Origin of the sequence: Amorphoplanes friuliensis DSM 7358 (assembly GCF_000494755.1) — a bacterium.
Lineage (GTDB): Bacteria > Actinomycetota > Actinomycetes > Mycobacteriales > Micromonosporaceae > Actinoplanes > Actinoplanes friuliensis.
In genome coordinates, this window is the sequence record NC_022657.1 from 7908135 (window position 1) to 7923777 (window position 15643).

A 15643-nucleotide genomic window follows, 5' to 3' on the forward strand; every position below is an offset into this window, starting at 1 on the left:
CCCCAACTTCACCATGAACCCAGCAAGCCAACTTCATTGAAGTTGGGCCTGAAAGGCGCCGCGGTAGGCCCGACTTCAATGAAGTTGCAAGGGGGGCACGCGGCCGGCTGGGTAACGGGGAAGCACGGACCCGGCAGGGCGGGGTTGGCTGGTTACGAGCCGCCAGGCGATTGGCCGCCCCCACCCGACCTCGGCGGGAGCGACGCTCAGCACCATCCACCCAGGCACGACAAGCCCCAGATCTTGACCTAACTCTCCTTCTCAGCGCGGATCTTGTGACCCACGCTGGTCAGGCACCGCCCGCTGGGAAGGTCGAATTTCCAGCCGTGCAGCTGGCAAGTCAAGACGTTCCCGTCGACGATGCCGAAGCGGCTCAGGTCGGCTTTGAGGTGGGGGCAGCGACGTTGGACGGTCCAGCCGCCCAGTTCGATGTCTTCGGCGTCGACGGAGCGTTCGTGTTCGTCGTACCAGCCTTCGGCGTACTGGAGGCGTTCTTCGGAGAGGCACTTGAAGAAGGCGTAGACGAATTCGTTGTACTGGCCGATCCGGGCGGCCGAGAAGCGGCAGCTGAGGAAGAGCGAGTTCACCCAGTCGCCCTCGTCGATGTAGATGAGGTGTTCGATCAGTTCGCGCTGGGTTTTGAAGCGGTAGCGGACTTTTTCGTCGGCGTAGGGGCGGACCTGCTTGCCGGGGAAGTCGACGACGATCGACTCGATGGATTCGCCGTCGTAGCTGACCAGGTCGAAGCGGACGGGGCCGCCGACGCCCTTGGCGAGGTAGATGGATTCTTCGAGGAGGGGTTCGATGCGCTTCTTGAGTTCGCCGAGGACGTCGATCTCGGGGTGGCGCCACGAGGCCTTTTCGGCGGCGATGATCGGCGCCTTGCGGTCGCGCATTTCCTCGAGGTGCTGCTTCTTGTTGGCGAAGAACTCGTCGACGTCGGTGGGGTGGGTCGTCTCGATCGTCTCGGTGGTCAGCGTGGAGGCGCTGCCGGGGAGCAGGACAACCGCGTTCGTGCCGCCGACCTTGGCGTACTCGGTCATGAAGACGGACTGGTCGGGGAAGATGTTTCCCTCGTCGCCGAAGATGTCGTTGAACTGCCACAGCTCGTCGTCGAGGAAACACGGCGGGCCGGCGATCGGGAAGACGTGGTCGGCTTTCAGGTCGTCGATGTAGCGCCAGGTGCGGTCGAACTGGCGGTCACGTTTCTGCTTGCCGAACGCCGTCTTGGCCGACTGGGGCAGTTCGTAGACCATCGGGTACCAGATGGCGCCGGAGAACTGCAGCATGTGGGCGTGGACGTGGCCGAGTTCGGCGAAGGTCGACAGGTCTGTAGGGCGGGCGTCGTTCTGGTTGAGCACGCGGACGCCGTTGTGCTCGACCCACAGGGACGAGTCGCCGATGGGGCCGTCGGTGGGGCTGATCAGCGCCTGGATCATCACCTTGAGGCCGCCGTCGAGCTCGTGGACCTCGTTGCTCTTCGTCTTGTAGAAGCTGGTGAAGCCGAGTTCGCGCAGCTCGTCCTCGAGCTGGCTGGTCGGGTATTCCGGCAGCAGCACCGTCGCCTTCTTGTTGATGAAGCGCTTCAGGTGCTCCGCGTCGAAGTGGTCGCGGTGCAGGTGGGAGACGTACAGGTAGTCGACGTTCCCGAGCGTCTCCCAGTCGAGCTGTGAGTTGTCGGGGAACGGGAACCACGACGCGAAATACGCCGGGTTGACCCACGGGTCGCACAGAATGCTGCCCGCGGCCGTGTCGATCCGCATGCTCGCGTGGCCAGTGCCCGTGATCCGCACCGTTCAGCTCCCTCTGTCCCGGAGATATCCGACGGCATCGAAGGTACCGGGTCCGGGTTGGTGGGCCGCGCGCGGAGCCGTCGTGCGAAAATGAACGGGTTGTTGTCGTCAGCGCCGCAGGAGGACCGAGTCGTGGCAGAAGAGCCGGTTTACGCTCCCGACCAGCTCAAGCCGGGCAACCGCAAATGGGCCCGCATCGGTGCGGTGGGCACCGCGGCGATCATGCTGCTGATGCTGTGGGGAAACCACGAGGGCAACACCGAGAACATCTGGCTCATCGGTACGGCCGTGGCGCTGATCGGCGTTGTCCTCGTCGACGTCGTGCTCCGCCGCAACGGCCTCAAGCCCAACGACCAATAAGCTCCGCGTACGCAGAAAGGCCCGCCCCCGACGTGGGAGCGGGCCTTTTCCGTGCTCAGCGGCGGTGCAGCAGGATGTCCTTGACCTCGCGCAGCGCGGCGTCGACCTCGGCCTCGAAGTAACCGCCGGGAACCAGCCCGAACTGCAGCGTGTCGAGCTCGTTCTCGGGGACGGGCATCGGGCCGCGGCCGGTCATGGCCTGCAGGATGCTCTCGAACAGCCGGTCGACCTGCACCGGGTCGTAACCGCTGCCGAAGCGGCGCGGCTGGAACGTGCGGCGCAGCTGGTCGACGCGGTAGACCTCGGGGCTGCCGCCCTGGGCGCCGCCACCCATCGGCGGACCGCCCATTCCGGGTCCACCCATCGGCGGGCCGCTCATCGGGGGCGCGCTCATCGGGGAGGGACCGCCGCCGCCGTAACCACCACGGTCACGCTCGGGCATCCGGATCTCGGCCGTCATGTCGGTCTTGCCGTGCCGGCCCGGCTCGAAGCCGTCGAAGCCGCCCATGTCGTAGCCCTGGGGCGCCTGGGGACGCTGCGGTGCCTGCTGGCCGTAGCCGGGCTCCTCGTAGCGGCCGTACGGGTCCGGGGCGGGCATCTGGGGCCGCTGCGGGAGCTGCTGCGGCTGCATGCGGTCCTCGCGGCCGTACGGGTCGTCGCGGGGTGCGAACTGCTCCTCGCGGGCGTACTGGTCCTCGCGGCCGAACTGGTCCTCACGGGCGAACTGGCGGTCGTCGCGGACCGGGGCCTGCAGGCGCTCGGTCGGAGGCGCCGAACGGCCCATGGCCTGGCTCATCCGGTCGCTCTGCATGCCGCCGCGCATCGGCTCCGGCTGCATGCGGTCCGGGGTCATCCGGGCGTCGGGGGCACGCCCGCCGCGGTCCTCGAACTCGGCGAGCTGGCGCTCGACACGGTCCAGGTGGAGGTCGACCTGCCACTCGTCGTAGCCGCCGAAGCGCACGCGGAAGACCACGTCGTGCACCTCCTGGGCGCCGACGGGAGCGCCGGACTGCTCCCCGGCCAGGGTCGCCTCGACCCGGTCCAGGAAGGCGTCGACCTCGTCGACCTTGTATCCCCGGCGCAGCGCGCGCCGCCGGAAACGCTGTCCCTGACTCGTCACAACGTCTCCCAAATCAGCGTCCGCAGGGAACTGAGCCCCGTCATCGTGCCACCTCCGCGTCGGCGGTGGCGCCCCCAGCGTCCACCACCGTCAGCTCACTCGCGGCCAATTGGCCGCACGCACCGTCGATCTCCCGCCCCCGGGTGTCCCGAACAGTGGTCGACACACCCGCACCCTGCAGCCGGCGGACGAACTCGCGCTCGACCGGCTTGGGGCTGGCATCCCACTTGCTGCCCGGCGTCGGGTTCAGCGGGATGAGATTCACATGCGCCAGCTTGCCGTGCAGCAGCCTGCCCAGCAGGTCGGCACGCCAGGGTTGATCGTTTACGTCCCTGATCAGGGCGTATTCGATGGAGATCCGACGACCGGTCTGCGCCGCGTAGTCGAACGCGGCATCGAGCACCTCGGCCACCTTCCAACGCTGGTTGACGGGCACAAGCTCATCGCGCAGATCATCATCGGGGGCGTGCAGGGACAGCGCAAGGGTCACGGACAGCTCTTCCGCGATCAACCGCCGCATTGCCGGCACGAGGCCCACGGTGGAGACCGTGATGTGCCGTTGTGAGAGACCCAGGCCTTCCGGCGCCGGGGAGGTCAACCGGCGGACGGCCGCGATCACCCGGGGGTAGTTGGCCAGCGGCTCGCCCATGCCCATGAACACGACCCGGGACAGCCGCGGCGGTGAGCCGGTGACCGCGCCGGACGCGGCGACACCCGCGAGATAGACGACCTGGTCGACGATCTCCGCGGTGGAGAGGTTGCGGGTCAGACCGGCCTGCCCCGTCGCGCAGAACGGGCAGGCCATGCCACAGCCCGCCTGGCTGGACACACAGGCGGTGATGCGGTCGGGATAGCCCATCAGGACGCTCTCGACCATCGCGTTGTCGTGCAACTTCCACAGCGTCTTGCGGGTGGCGCCGTCGTCGCAGGCCATCTCCCGCTGCGGGGTCAGCAGCGTCGGGAGCAGGTCGGACGTCAGGCGGTCCCGCGAGGCGGCGGGCAGGTCCGTCATCGCGGCGGGGTCGCGCACGAGGCGGCCGAAGTAGTGGGTGGAGAGCTGCTGGGCGCGGAACGCGGGCTCGCCGAGCTCGGCGACGGCCGCACGGCGGCCGGCCAGGTCCAGGTCGGCGAGGTGGCGCGGGGGCATCGCGGGGCGTCGGCGGGTGATCACCGCGTCGGGGGCGTCGGGGCTGGTCGGGATGACCGGAAGAATCGTCATGGCCTCTCCAGTCTCCCACGTCGTCCGCCCATGGCTAACCCGGCGGCGCGATGAGCGAGAGCAGCAGGAACGCCGTCGGCACCGCGAAGAGGATCGAGTCGAGCCGGTCCATCAGCCCGCCGTGGCCGGGCAGGAGGTTGCTCATGTCCTTGATGCCGATGTCGCGCTTGAGCATCGACTCGGCCAGATCCCCGACCACGGCGACGATCGAGAGCACCGCGCCGAAGAGAAGACCCCAGTAGAACGGGACGTCGAGCAGGAAATACGCCAGCAGCGAGCTGCCGACGGCGGAGGCGGTGACCGAGCCCGCGAAGCCCTCCCAGGACTTCTTGGGGCTGATCGTCGGCGCCATCGGGTGCTTGCCGAAGAAGACGCCGGCCGCGTAACCGCCCGTGTCGGAGAACACCACGGCGATCAGGGTGATGAGAACCCTTTTGGCGCCGTCCTCGGGCCGGGCCAGCAGCACGCCGAAGCTCAGCAGGAACGGCACGTAGACGGCGATGAGCGCGATCGCGGACAGGTCACGTCTGAGGCCCTCGACACCGTCGGCCAGGCGCCACAGTCCGGCGGCCAGAACGGTGACCAGCAGACCCAGCTCGAGGGCGTCGGTGCTGCCGTACCAGGCCAGGCCGGTCATGAGCACGCCGCCGGCGAGCAGCGGGATCATCGGGGCCTTGGCGCCGGTGACCTTGAGGGCCCGGACCATCTCCCAGATCCCGACGCCCGCGGCCACCGCCATCACACCGAGGAAGGCAGGCTTCCAGACGAAGAGCGAGGCCAGGACCACGAGGATCATGCTGAGACCGACCGCGATCGCCGCGGGCAGGTTGCGCCCGGCACGACCGGCGGGCTTGGCCGGTGACTTGCCGTCCCGACCTGCCCGGCGCCGGCCAGGCCCGCGCGGGCTTTCGGCCTCGGTCAACTCCCACTCCGCCTGCGACGTCGAGGTCGCGGCCGTCGGAGCACTCCACTCCGGTACGGGCGGAGCGGCCGGAGCCTCAGCCGGGCCCGGGGTGAACGCGTTCCAGCTCGGGCCGGACTCGGTCGCCTGCTGGGCGTCGGCCTGCCGGCGGTAGGTGGCGTACGGGTCGGGCTCCTCGGCGGGCACGCCGGAGACGTACGGGGCCGGGGCGTCGGGTTGTCCGGACGCCCGGCCACCGGAAGGGGTGTGCCCACCGCGGGGCTCGAGGTACGACATCAGACCTCGAGCAGCTCGGCTTCCTTGTTCTTGACGAGCTCGTCGATCACCGCAACATAACGGTGGGTGACGTCGTCGAGCTCCTTCTCGGCGCGGCGGCCGTCGTCCTCGCCGGCGTCGCCGTCCTTGACGAAGCGGTCGAGCTGCTCCTTGGCCTTGCGGCGCACGTTACGGATCGCCACGCGCCCCTCCTCGGCCTTGGTCCGGGCCACCTTGATCATCTCGCGGCGCCGCTCCTCCGTCATCTGCGGGAGGTGGATGCGCAGCTGGTTGCCCTCGTTGTTGGGGTTCACACCGAGGTCGGAGTCGCGGATGGCACGCTCGATCGGGCCGAGCTGCGTCGCGTCGTACGGCTTCACGATCACCATGCGCGGCTCCGGGACGCCGACCGACGCCATCTGGACCACGGGGGTCGGAGCGCCGTAGTAGTCGACGACGATCTTGGAGAACATCGCCGCGTTGGCACGCCCCGTACGGATCGCGGCGAACTCCTCCTTGGCGTGCTCGACCGCGCTCTCCATCTTTTCTTCGGCCTCGAAGAGGGTCTCGTCGATCACCGCTCCGTCGCCTCCTTGCTTCTTCTGGTCGTTCGCACAAATGACGGGTGACGCGGGATCAGATGGTGATCAGAGTGCCGATCTTCTCACCGCTGACGGCGCGGACGATCGTGTCGTCGCCCTGCGCGCCGAAGACGAGCATCGGCAGGCCGTTCTCCTCGCAGAGGCTGAACGCGGCCTGGTCGGCCACCCGCAGGCCCTGCTGGAGCACGCTGGCGAAGGTGATGTGATCGATCTTGCGGGCGTTCGGGTCGGTCCGCGGGTCGGCGGTGTAGACGCCGTCGACGCCGTTCTTGCTCATCAGCACGAGGTCCGCGTGGATCTCCAGGGCGCGCTGCGCCGTGACCGTGTCGGTGGAGAAGTACGGCATGCCGGCGCCGGCGCCGAAGATCACGACGCGGCCCTTCTCGAGGTGCCGGATGGCGCGCAGCGGGATGTAGGGCTCCGCCACCTGGGCCATCGTGATCGCGGTCTGCACCCGCGTCTCGATGCCCTCCTTCTCGAGGAAGTCCTGCAGGGCCAGGCAGTTCATGACCGTGCCCAGCATGCCCATGTAATCAGCACGGTTGCGGTCCATGCCGCGCTTCTGCAGCTCGGCGCCGCGGAAGAAGTTGCCGCCACCGACGACCACGGCGATCTGCACGCCGCGCCGGGTGGCCGTGGCGATCTGCCGGGCGATGCCCTGCACCACATCGGGGTCGACACCCACCGCACCGCCGCCGAAGACCTCACCGGAGAGCTTCAGCACGACCCTGCGGGGTCGCTCGGACGCGTGCGCCGGAACCTCTTCGACCACGACAGCCTGCTCGGTCACCATCGTCATGCCGAAACCGCCCTTCCTTCGCTAACCCGAGACCCTATGTGACGGGGAGGCCGGGCGCTTGTCTCGCGTCCCGGCCTCCCGCGCAGTGCGCTGGTGCCTGGATTACTCCTGGCCGACCTCGAAGCGGACGAAGCGGGTGACCTGGATGCCGGAGTCGGCGGTGACCTGCTTGACCGTCTTCTTGTTGTCGGTGACCGAGGGCTGCTCGAGCAGGACGTAGTCCTTGAAGAACGAGTTCACCCGGCCCTCGACGATCTTGGACAGAGCCTGCTCGGGCTTGCCCTCCTCGCGAGCGGTCTCCTCGGCGATGCGGCGCTCCGACTCGACGGTCTCGGCGGGCACCTCCTCGCGGGTGAGGAACTTCGGCCGCATGGCGGCGATCTGCATGCCGACCGCGCGGGCGTCGTCGTCGCCGGCCTCGTCGGACTTGCCCGTGTATTCCACGAGCACGCCGACCTGCGGCGGGAGATCCTGCGCCTTGCGGTGCAGGTAGACCGCGACGGTGCCGTCGAGCAGCGCGAACCGGTTGACCACGATCTTCTCGCCGATCTTGGCGGAGAAGTCCTGGACCACGTCGGCGACGGTGCGGCCGTCGGCGAACGAGGCGGCCTGCAGCGCGGCGGCGTCGGCCAGCTTGTTCTGCTCGCCCAGCTCGACCAGCGACTGACCCAGCGCGACGAAGTCGGGGGTCTTGGCGACGAAGTCGGTCTCGCAGTTGAGCTCGAGCAGCGCCTTGCCGGAGTGGCTGACGATGCCGTTGGCGGCCGTGCGACCGGCGCGCTTGCCGACGTCCTTGGCACCCTTGATGCGCAGGAACTCGACGGCCTTGTCGAAGTCACCGTCGGACTCGTCGAGCGCCTTCTTGCAGTCCATCATGCCGGCGCCGGTGAGGTCGCGGATCTTCTTCACGTCCGCGGCGGTGTAGTTGGCCATGACTCTCTCTCGATGCTTGAGGTCCGGATCGGGAAGGGCCGGCCGCCGTCACCGGCGGCCGGCTTCCTGAGGAATTACTCCGCGGTGGCGGCGACGGGCTCGGCGACCGCGGTCGGGTTGTCCGGGACGGCGTCGACGACCGGGGTGGCGTCGTTGCCCGGAGTCGCGGCGGCAGCCGGCGCGGCGGGCGCGGCGGCGGGCTCAGCGGCGGGCTCGGCGTCCGCGGCCTTCTTGTCGGCGCCCTCGTAGAGGTCGCGCTCCCACTCGGGCAGCGGCTCGCCGGCGGCGACGGTGCCCGGCTCGGGCTTGTCGTCGCTGCCACGGTTACGGCCGGAACGCTTGATCAGACCGTCGGCGACAGCAGCCGCGATGACCTTGGTCAGCAGCTCGGCGGAGCGGATCGCGTCGTCGTTGCCCGGGATCGGGAAGTCGACCTCGTCCGGGTCACAGTTGGTGTCCAGCACCGCGATGACCGGGATGCCCAGCTTGCGGGCCTCGTCGACGGCGATGTGCTCCTTCTTGGTGTCGACGACCCAGATCGCCGACGGCACCTTCGTCATGTCCCGCAGACCACCGAGGGTCTTGGTGAGCTTGGTCTGCTCACGGAACAGCTGAAGGGTCTCCTTCTTGGTGTAACCGGCGGCGGTCCCGGTGAGGTCACCGATCGCCTCGAGCTCCTTCATGCGCTGGAGCCGCTTGTACACCGTCTGGAAGTTGGTCAGCATGCCACCGAGCCAGCGGTGGTTGACGTACGGCTGGCCGACGCGGGTCGCGTGCTCCGCGATCGCTTCCTGAGCCTGCTTCTTCGTGCCGACGAAGAGGATGTGGCCACCCTCGGCGACGGTGTCGCGGACGTACGCGTAGGCCTTCTCGATGTACTCGAGGGTCTGGCGCAGGTCGATGATGTAGATACCGTTGCGCTCGGTGAAGATGAAGCGCTTCATCTTCGGGTTCCAGCGCCGGGTCTGGTGCCCGAAGTGGACACCGCTCTCCAGCAGCTGACGCATGGTCACGACGGCCATGGTGAATTGCTCCCTGTTATTCCCTGGTTGTCACGCTCACCGGCGGTGGGCGTCCTGGCGCCCGGTCGCCGGCCCAGGTGGGGCCCGACATCATCGGGACCAGGGAGGGCCGTCGCTGACGGCTCACCATCGGACCGGTCGAACCGGTCCGGCGGGCACGTGCAGAGGGCGCGCGAGGTCGACCGCACGAGGCGGTCGCCGTCGACAAGCATACGCCGTTCGCGACCGGGCCCGCTGCCGGGGTTTTTGTCGCTTTGCCCGGTCTCTGTCCGGCCTCTGGAGCGGCGCTCCGAGGTGTGGCTCTCAGGAGACGTTTTCAGGCGACGCCGAGCCCGGCAGCCAGGAGGAGGATCAGGCCGATCGGGAGGTACACGAGCGGCGGGCGCAGCCAGGCGTCGCGGCCGCTCGTCTTGATTCCCGCGAGCGTGTAGAGACCCAGGCCGGTCATTGGCAGGCCGAGCGTCAGCAGCACGGCCGGCACGATGCCCCGCGAGGCGGGATCGTCGACGAAGGTCGCCTGCACCAGCAACAGGACGGCCGGGATCAACAGGACGACCGTGAGGACAGCGAACACCAGTGCCGAAACCGGGCGCTTCGGGGCGGCCGAGGCCATCGGCACCATGCTCGTCGGCTGGTTGTAGGCCGGCGGCGGGCTCTCCGGCGTGACCCCGGAGCCGTACGTGGTGGTGGTCGTCACGGTCGAGACCGCCGGCGGGTCCGCGGCGGCGGCGCTGGTCGGCCGGACCGTCGGATACTCCGGGCCGCGCACCGGCATGCGGATCGAGCCCGAGTCCGAGGACGACAAGGCATGGCTGCCCGACGTCGTCACCGGGTCCGGGGGCGAGTAGCCGGCCGGGGTCGCGTACGGGTCGGCGGGGCGTTGCTCCGGCAGACGGAACGCGCCGCTCGGCCGCTCGTAGACACCCGAGTCGTAGGCGTTGGCCGCCGCGGGGTCACTCGGGCGCTGACCCGTGTACCAGCTGGGCTCGGGCTCTTCGGCGTACCGGCGATGTCCTTCCACGATTTCGCACCGTAGGTGACTCGGGGTCCGGATGCCACCGCTGAGGCCCTATCACATGACCACGGTGACCCTGCGGTTATCCACAATCGCACTCTGTCCACAACCGGGTCCCCCGGCAGGGGAAATCTGCGCCAGGGTCGCCGCCATGACAACGGAGAGAAAGGCGGTCGGCGCGTACGGGGAGCGGATGGCCGAGGAGCACCTGCGGGCCCAGGGGCTGGTCGTGCTGGCCCGCAACTGGCGCTGCGCCGACGGCGAGATCGACCTGATCCTCCGCGACGGCGACGACGTGGTGTTCTGCGAGGTCAAGACCCGCCGCGGCGACCGCTTCGGCACACCGGCCGAGGCGATCGGCCCGGCCAAGGTCCGCCGTCTGCGCCGGCTCGCTGCCCACTGGCTCTCGGAGTCCCCGGTACGCCCGCACGAGATCCGCTTCGACGTGGTGGCCGTCCTCCCCCAGCGACGCGGGGCGACCGTGGTCGAGCATGTCCGTGCGGCGTTCTAGGTGAGTTATGCCCGCGTGTTGTGCGTCGGTCTGGTCGGCGTCGAAGGTCACCTGATCGAGGTGGAGGCCGACCTGTCGCCGGGGCTGCCGGCGGTGGTGCTGACAGGCCTGCCGGACACCGCCCTGCACGAGGCGCGCGACCGCGTCCGCGCGGCGGTCGTGAACTCCGGCCAGACCTGGCCCAACCGCCGCATCACCGTGAACCTGCTCCCGGCGACCCTCCCGAAACACGGCAGTGCCTTCGACCTGGCCATCGCCGCAGCACTCCTGGCCGGCGCGGGTGAGCTGCCGGCGGCACCCCTGGAAGGCGTCGTGGTCCTGGGCGAGCTCGGCCTGGACGGGGCGGTGCGCCCGATCCGCGGCGTGCTCCCGATGGTGGCGGCGGCCGTACGCGCCGGGATGACGCGGGTGATCGTCCCGCTGGGCAATGCGCGTGAGGCCACGGTGGTGCCCGGCGTGACCGTGCGGGCGGTCGACTCGCTGCACCGGCTGGTCGCGTACGTGCGGGGTGAGGACCGTCTGCTGGACCCGCCGCCGGCCCTGCCGGAGCCCCCGGTCGGTGGCCCGGACCTGGCCGACGTGGCCGGTCAGGAGCTCGGGCGGTACGCCCTGGAGGTCGCCGCCGCGGGTGGTCACCACCTGGCGATGCTCGGCCCGCCGGGTGCCGGCAAGACGATGCTCGCCGAGCGCCTCCCGTCCGTCCTGCCGCCCCTGGACGACGCCTCGGCGCTGGAGGTCACAGCCCTGCACTCGATCGCCGGTGTACTCCCCCACGACGGCCGCCTCGTCCGCCGCCCGCCGTTCCAGGCGCCCCACCACAGCGCGAGCCTGGCGGCGCTGGTGGGCGGCGGCTCGGGACTGGCCCGGCCGGGCGCGTTGTCGCTGGCCCACCGCGGGGTGCTGTTCCTCGACGAGGCACCGGAGTTTGCCAACGCGGCGCTGCAGGCCCTCCGGCAGCCGCTGGAGAGCGGACGGGTGCTGCTGGCCCGGGCCCGCGGCAACACGGAATACCCCGCGCGGGTCCAGATGGTGCTGGCCGCGAATCCGTGCCCGTGCGCCAACCCGGCCGGCGACCAGTTCTGCGAGTGCACAGCACTGGCGCGGCGGCGCTATCTCGGCAAGTTGTCGGGGCCGCTGCTCGACCGCATCGACATCCAGATCCGGATCCAGCCGCTGAGCGCGGCCCAGCTGATGACGGCTTCCGCACCGGCCGAGGGATCACCGGAGGTCGCCGTGCGGGTGGCGGCGGCTCGTTCGGCGGCGGCGGCCCGGTGGTCTCCGGGTGGCTGGCGGGTCAACGCCGAGGTGCCGGGCCCGCAGCTGCGCCGGCCACCGTTCCGGCTGGCGGCACGCGACACCGCCGTGCTCCGGGCGGGGCTGGACCGCGGGGTGCTGTCGGCCCGCGGCTTCGACCGGATCCTGCGTCTGGCCTGGTCGATCGCGGACCTGGACGGACGTGACCGGCCGACCGGGACGGACGTGGACGAGGCGGCACAACTACGAATGGGAGAGGCGCATGACCGAAACTCCTGATCCCGGCACGGAGGCGGACCGCCTGGCCCGGGTCGCGCTCACCTGGCTCGGTGAGCCCGGCAACCGGACCGTATGGCAGCTGGTCCAGGCCGGAGGGGCCGAGGCGACCCTGGCCCGGCTGCTCCGCGGCGACGTCCCCGAATCAGCCCTGCGGACGGCGGTGATCTCACGCTCCGCGGCCGGCGATCCCCGCCGGCTGGCCGAGATCGCCCTGCGCCGGACGGAACGCCTCGGGGCGCGCGTGGTGGTGCCCTCGGATCCCGAATGGCCCACCACAGTGGACACGCTGGCGACCCTCGAGGTCGACGGTGGGGGCCGGATCAATCGAGACGTCCGGCCGCCACTGTGCCTGTGGGTGCGTGGCGGGTGGCCGTTGGACGAGGCGTTCGCGCGTTCGGTGGCCGTGGTGGGTGCGCGTGCTGCCACCAACTACGGGCTGCACGTCACCAACGATCTTGCGTACGGGCTGGCGGAACGCGAGTGGACAGTGGTGTCCGGCGGGGCGTTCGGCATCGACGCCGCCGCGCACCGGGCCGCGTTGTCGGCCGGCGGCCTGACGGTTGCGGTGCTGGCGTGCGGGGTCGACCGGCCGTACCCGATGGGAAACGCCGCGATGTTCGAGCAGATCGCCGACAGCGGGGTGCTGATGAGCGAATGGCCCCCGGGCTCGGAACCTCTGCGCCACCGCTTCTTGATCCGCAACCGCGTGATCGCCGCGGCGACCGCGGGAACGGTGCTCGTCGAGGCCGCAGCCCGCAGCGGCGCGGTCCAGACGATGAGCAGAACCATCGCCCTCAACCGCCGCGCGATGGTCGTCCCGGGCCCGGTCACCTCGGCGATGTCGGTCGGCTGCCACGAACTGCTCCGGAAGTACCCCGAAACGACGCTGGTGACAGGGCTGCCGCACGTGCTGGACGAGGTCGGCAAGATCGGCGAATACCTGGCCGAGGTGCCCCGCGGCCGGGAACGACCCCACGACAGCCTGGACGAGGAGTCGGCCCTGGTGCTGGAAGCCGTGCCACGACGCGGCACCGCGGGCCCGGAAGAACTCGCGACCAAGTCCGGGCTCGGCGTGCGCACAGTCCTGCGTCGGCTGTCCCTGTTGGAGATGGCCGGCCTGGTGGTACGCCGCAACGACGGGGTCGCGCTGGTGCGTTGAGCGCCTCAGCCCTCGGTGTCGTCCTGCTCCTTGCGGTGGACCTTCATCCAGGCCTCGACGTCGTCCGTCGACCAGACCTTGCCCTGGGCGAGGTCGGCAACAGGCGCAGGAAAGTCCGCCCGGCTGGTGATCTGGTAGGCCCGCTGACGGCTCACACCGCCCAGCCGCTCACGGATCTCGTGCGCACCCATCAATCGGATCGGCTTAGCTGCCACATGATCGACCGTAGGCGTATGACTATTAGTCATGGGTCAACTTCGCGAAGGACAGCTAGTCGTATGTCAACTACGGTGGTCGCATGACTATCCCTCGTAGACGGCGCCCGGACCCGGTGCCGTACGAGCCGTCCCACAAACGCCAATGGCGTTCCCTGTGGCGGCGATGCTCGTGCGGCCTGCCGGCTCCGTGCGTGGACCGTTTGGTCCCGGCGCCGCCTCTTCCCTTCCCTCAGGTCCGGGCTTCACCCGCCTCGTCCTCCACGGACGCGACTGCCCGAGCCCGGGACCCCGCGCCTTCGACCCGCCCGACCGGCTTCATCCGCATGAACAGCAACGGGTACGCGGCCTGGAACACCGAACCGGACGAGCCGGTCGAACCCCGCAGCTACGACACCGGCTGGTTCGACCCACCACCCCACCAACCCGGCGACGACGTCGCTCCGGGAGCCCATATTCCGGCCCAGACCCGGCGGCGTGTGACCGACGAAGGTCTCCGCGAAGCGGCCAGGGCCAGGGTCAGGGATCCCGTTCGTCCCGCCGACGGAAGCAGCACCGATGGCCGGTCCGAGCCGTGGAACACCAGCGGATATCGCAATCCCCGCAGCAACTGCGAGACCGGCCGCCCTCCCGACATCGTGGGCCCCGCTCTCTGGGAAGGAGTCGGGTCGATTGGTTATCCCGATCAGCAGTGGGCAGCCGGACCCAGCCACGGGCACCGACCGCGGGACGGACTTCGGTCCGACGATCCAGCTGACGAGGCCGACCAGTTTCAAGCCGAAGCAACGACGGTGGCACCCAGCGAACTCTGGCGGCCTGGACTTTCGCATCATCCTGAGGCAAGCGGGCCGATCAGCTTTCCTCCCCGAACCGCTTCCGACACCCGATCCGAACCGGCCGACCATCGGCAGGCCGATTCGTACGAACCTTCAGAGAGCGAGCACGACTTCCATGCTCGAGCACCCGCGTGGTTGGCGCCCACTGTGCTGCTCTCGCAGATCGGGCGTGCCGGCGGGCTCACTCCGGCTCAGGCCTACCGGGCCAGTCGGGGCCGCTCATGGTGAACCCGCAGCATCTGGGCGCACGACCGGCATGGGATTGCCAGGCTTGCGGGCAACCCTGGCCGTGCGCACCCGCGAAGAGCGAGATGCTCGTCGAGTTCCGGCGATACCCGTCCAGCTTGACGATCTACATGTCCTCGTACATGGCCGAGGCGCTGAACGATCTCAGTGCACACGGTCAGACACCGCCGGCGGATCTCTACGACCGGTTCCTGGCGTGGGTGCGGCCGAGCCTGACCGGGGTGACGCCGGTGCACGAAATCACGGATATTCAACGCTGATCGCGACTCCTGCCATTCTCGGCGACGGTTGTCGCAGCAGTTTCAGGATGTCGCGGTAATGAAGGCAGACGGCGGCCGGGACCTCGCAGGGACCGCCGACCGCCGCAGCCTTCTTTCACCACGGAACGCGGTTCGACGTGGCAGTACGAGCGTATCGACATCGATTCGTACGTACAATGCAACGAAACAACGTGATCACGTACCGTATGAATCATGATCGATCCCTCAGCCGACCGCGCGGTCTTCCGCCAGCTCGCCGATCTGCTGCGCGACCAGATCACCTCCGGCGACCTCGCGCCCGGCGAACCACTGCCGAGCGAGCTGCGCCTGGCCCAGGAGTACGCCATCAGCCGCACCACCGTGCGTCAGGCCATCGGCCAGCTGCGCACCGAAGGTCTCGTCACGGTCGACCGCCCACGAGGGACCTTCGTCCGCGTGCCCGAGCCCACCGAAACGATCACCCTCCCCCGAGGCGCCCGCGCCGCCGCCCGCATGCCAACCGACGCCGAACGCCGCCACCACCGCCTGCCCGAAGGCGTCCCGGTCCTGGTCATCACCACATCGGACGGCACCACAACGGTCCACCCGGCAGACCGCGTCCAACTGACCCGCCCCTGACCGGACCCGCTCTCCTCGCCCCAGCACGTTCTCGCGCGAAGCGCGGAACGGCCCGGGATCCCGCCCGCTGCTGACCACCCGCACCGGCCGGCCCCATCCGCCGAGGATGAAGCCCACTCCGCAACGGCAGCACGCAACGCCCGATCACCAGCCGCGACCGGATCGATGCTTGCTTGCCCATTCGCCCCGGTCCGGCTCGACAAGACCACTGCGCAGCAGCCAATC

16 protein-coding genes are annotated in these 15643 nt (G+C 69.6%); 6 read left to right on the forward strand and 10 right to left on the reverse strand.

Going from position 1 to position 15643, the window contains the following annotated elements:
* Positions 1–248 precede the first annotated feature (248 nt).
* The gene (locus AFR_RS36355) at positions 249–1787 is read right to left on the reverse strand and encodes a Rieske 2Fe-2S domain-containing protein (protein ID WP_193786395.1); all 1539 of its coding nucleotides are present in this window, start codon (positions 1785–1787) and stop codon (positions 249–251) included.
* A 138-nt stretch (positions 1788–1925) separates the two neighbouring features.
* Between AFR_RS36355 and AFR_RS36360 the strand changes: the two genes are divergently transcribed.
* Entirely contained in the window at positions 1926–2153 is a 228-nt protein-coding gene (locus AFR_RS36360; protein WP_023561829.1) for a DUF2631 domain-containing protein, read from the forward strand.
* Positions 2154–2208: 55 nt separating this feature from the next.
* Here the strand turns inward: AFR_RS36360 and AFR_RS36365 are convergent, their stop codons facing one another.
* The 8 genes from AFR_RS36365 to AFR_RS36400 all read right to left on the reverse strand — a co-directional run bounded on the left by AFR_RS36365 (position 2209) and on the right by AFR_RS36400 (position 10046).
* Complete coding sequence (locus tag AFR_RS36365; RefSeq protein WP_023561830.1) at positions 2209–3273, reverse strand: DivIVA domain-containing protein; 1065 nt, start codon at positions 3271–3273, stop codon at positions 2209–2211.
* 40 nt (positions 3274–3313) lie between these two features.
* Positions 3314–4492 carry a dual-specificity RNA methyltransferase RlmN gene (rlmN, locus tag AFR_RS36370; RefSeq protein WP_023561831.1) on the reverse strand — a complete coding sequence of 393 codons (1179 nt, stop codon included), beginning with the start codon at positions 4490–4492 and terminating at the stop codon, positions 3314–3316.
* Positions 4493–4526: 34 nt separating this feature from the next.
* Positions 4527–5690, reverse strand: coding sequence for a phosphatidate cytidylyltransferase (locus tag AFR_RS36375; protein WP_023561832.1), 1164 nt, complete (start codon positions 5688–5690; stop codon positions 4527–4529).
* Positions 5690–6247, reverse strand: a complete 558-nt coding sequence (frr, locus tag AFR_RS36380) for a ribosome recycling factor (RefSeq protein WP_023561833.1) — start codon at positions 6245–6247, stop codon at positions 5690–5692. The genes AFR_RS36375 and frr overlap by 1 nt, the downstream gene beginning before the upstream one ends.
* A gap of 58 nt (positions 6248–6305) precedes the next feature.
* Positions 6306–7070 (reverse strand): UMP kinase, encoded by a 765-nt coding sequence (gene pyrH / locus AFR_RS36385; RefSeq protein WP_023561834.1) that lies wholly within the window; start codon positions 7068–7070, stop codon positions 6306–6308.
* Positions 7071–7172: 102 nt separating this feature from the next.
* Positions 7173–8003 carry a translation elongation factor Ts gene (gene tsf, locus AFR_RS36390; RefSeq protein WP_023561835.1) on the reverse strand — a complete coding sequence of 277 codons (831 nt, stop codon included), beginning with the start codon at positions 8001–8003 and terminating at the stop codon, positions 7173–7175.
* Positions 8004–8077: 74 nt separating this feature from the next.
* Entirely contained in the window at positions 8078–9025 is a 948-nt protein-coding gene (gene rpsB, locus AFR_RS36395; RefSeq protein WP_023561836.1) for a 30S ribosomal protein S2, read from the reverse strand.
* Between the two features lie 316 nt (positions 9026–9341).
* Positions 9342–10046 carry a hypothetical protein gene (locus AFR_RS36400; protein WP_023561837.1) on the reverse strand — a complete coding sequence of 235 codons (705 nt, stop codon included), beginning with the start codon at positions 10044–10046 and terminating at the stop codon, positions 9342–9344.
* Between the two features lie 145 nt (positions 10047–10191).
* Between AFR_RS36400 and AFR_RS36405 the strand changes: the two genes are divergently transcribed.
* From AFR_RS36405 to dprA, 3 genes are read left to right on the forward strand one after another with little or no spacing between them, the layout of a single operon-like run.
* The gene (locus AFR_RS36405; RefSeq protein WP_041841405.1) at positions 10192–10551 is read left to right on the forward strand and encodes a YraN family protein; all 360 of its coding nucleotides are present in this window, start codon (positions 10192–10194) and stop codon (positions 10549–10551) included.
* Positions 10552–12084, forward strand: coding sequence for a YifB family Mg chelatase-like AAA ATPase (locus AFR_RS36410; protein ID WP_041841406.1), 1533 nt, complete (start codon positions 10552–10554; stop codon positions 12082–12084). It begins immediately after the preceding gene.
* Positions 12068–13243 (forward strand): DNA-processing protein DprA, encoded by a 1176-nt coding sequence (gene dprA / locus AFR_RS36415; protein WP_023561840.1) that lies wholly within the window; start codon positions 12068–12070, stop codon positions 13241–13243. The genes AFR_RS36410 and dprA overlap by 17 nt, the downstream gene beginning before the upstream one ends.
* A gap of 5 nt (positions 13244–13248) precedes the next feature.
* Here dprA and AFR_RS36420 read toward each other — a convergent pair whose 3' ends face one another.
* Positions 13249–13434 carry a hypothetical protein gene (locus AFR_RS36420; protein ID WP_023561841.1) on the reverse strand — a complete coding sequence of 62 codons (186 nt, stop codon included), beginning with the start codon at positions 13432–13434 and terminating at the stop codon, positions 13249–13251.
* A 1171-nt stretch (positions 13435–14605) separates the two neighbouring features.
* On the opposite strand from AFR_RS36420, the gene AFR_RS36425 reads away from it, so the two are divergent.
* Together AFR_RS36425 and AFR_RS36430 are read left to right on the forward strand one after the other, a co-directional pair.
* Complete coding sequence (locus AFR_RS36425; RefSeq protein WP_023561842.1) at positions 14606–14800, forward strand: hypothetical protein; 195 nt, start codon at positions 14606–14608, stop codon at positions 14798–14800.
* A 213-nt stretch (positions 14801–15013) separates the two neighbouring features.
* Entirely contained in the window at positions 15014–15418 is a 405-nt protein-coding gene (locus tag AFR_RS36430) for a winged helix-turn-helix domain-containing protein (RefSeq protein ID WP_023561843.1), read from the forward strand.
* Positions 15419–15643 lie beyond the last annotated feature (225 nt).

What these genes read in the sequence shown, in the direction of transcription:
- rpsB (WP_023561836.1), bottom strand. Translation starts at nt 9,025, where the DNA reads ATGGCCGTCGTGACCATGCGTCAGCTGCTGGAGAGCGGTGTCCACTTC.
- dprA (WP_023561840.1), top strand. Translation starts at nt 12,068, where the DNA reads ATGACCGAAACTCCTGATCCCGGCACGGAGGCGGACCGCCTGGCCCGG.
- AFR_RS36425 (WP_023561842.1), top strand. Translation starts at nt 14,606, where the DNA reads ATGCTCGTCGAGTTCCGGCGATACCCGTCCAGCTTGACGATCTACATG.
- rlmN (WP_023561831.1), bottom strand. Translation starts at nt 4,492, where the DNA reads ATGACGATTCTTCCGGTCATCCCGACCAGCCCCGACGCCCCCGACGCG.
- pyrH (WP_023561834.1), bottom strand. Translation starts at nt 7,070, where the DNA reads ATGACGATGGTGACCGAGCAGGCTGTCGTGGTCGAAGAGGTTCCGGCG.
- AFR_RS36420 (WP_023561841.1), bottom strand. Translation starts at nt 13,434, where the DNA reads ATGGGTGCGCACGAGATCCGTGAGCGGCTGGGCGGTGTGAGCCGTCAG.
- tsf (WP_023561835.1), bottom strand. Translation starts at nt 8,003, where the DNA reads ATGGCCAACTACACCGCCGCGGACGTGAAGAAGATCCGCGACCTCACC.
- AFR_RS36405 (WP_041841405.1), top strand. Translation starts at nt 10,192, where the DNA reads ATGACAACGGAGAGAAAGGCGGTCGGCGCGTACGGGGAGCGGATGGCC.
- AFR_RS36375 (WP_023561832.1), bottom strand. Translation starts at nt 5,690, where the DNA reads ATGTCGTACCTCGAGCCCCGCGGTGGGCACACCCCTTCCGGTGGCCGG.
- AFR_RS36430 (WP_023561843.1), top strand. Translation starts at nt 15,014, where the DNA reads ATGATCGATCCCTCAGCCGACCGCGCGGTCTTCCGCCAGCTCGCCGAT.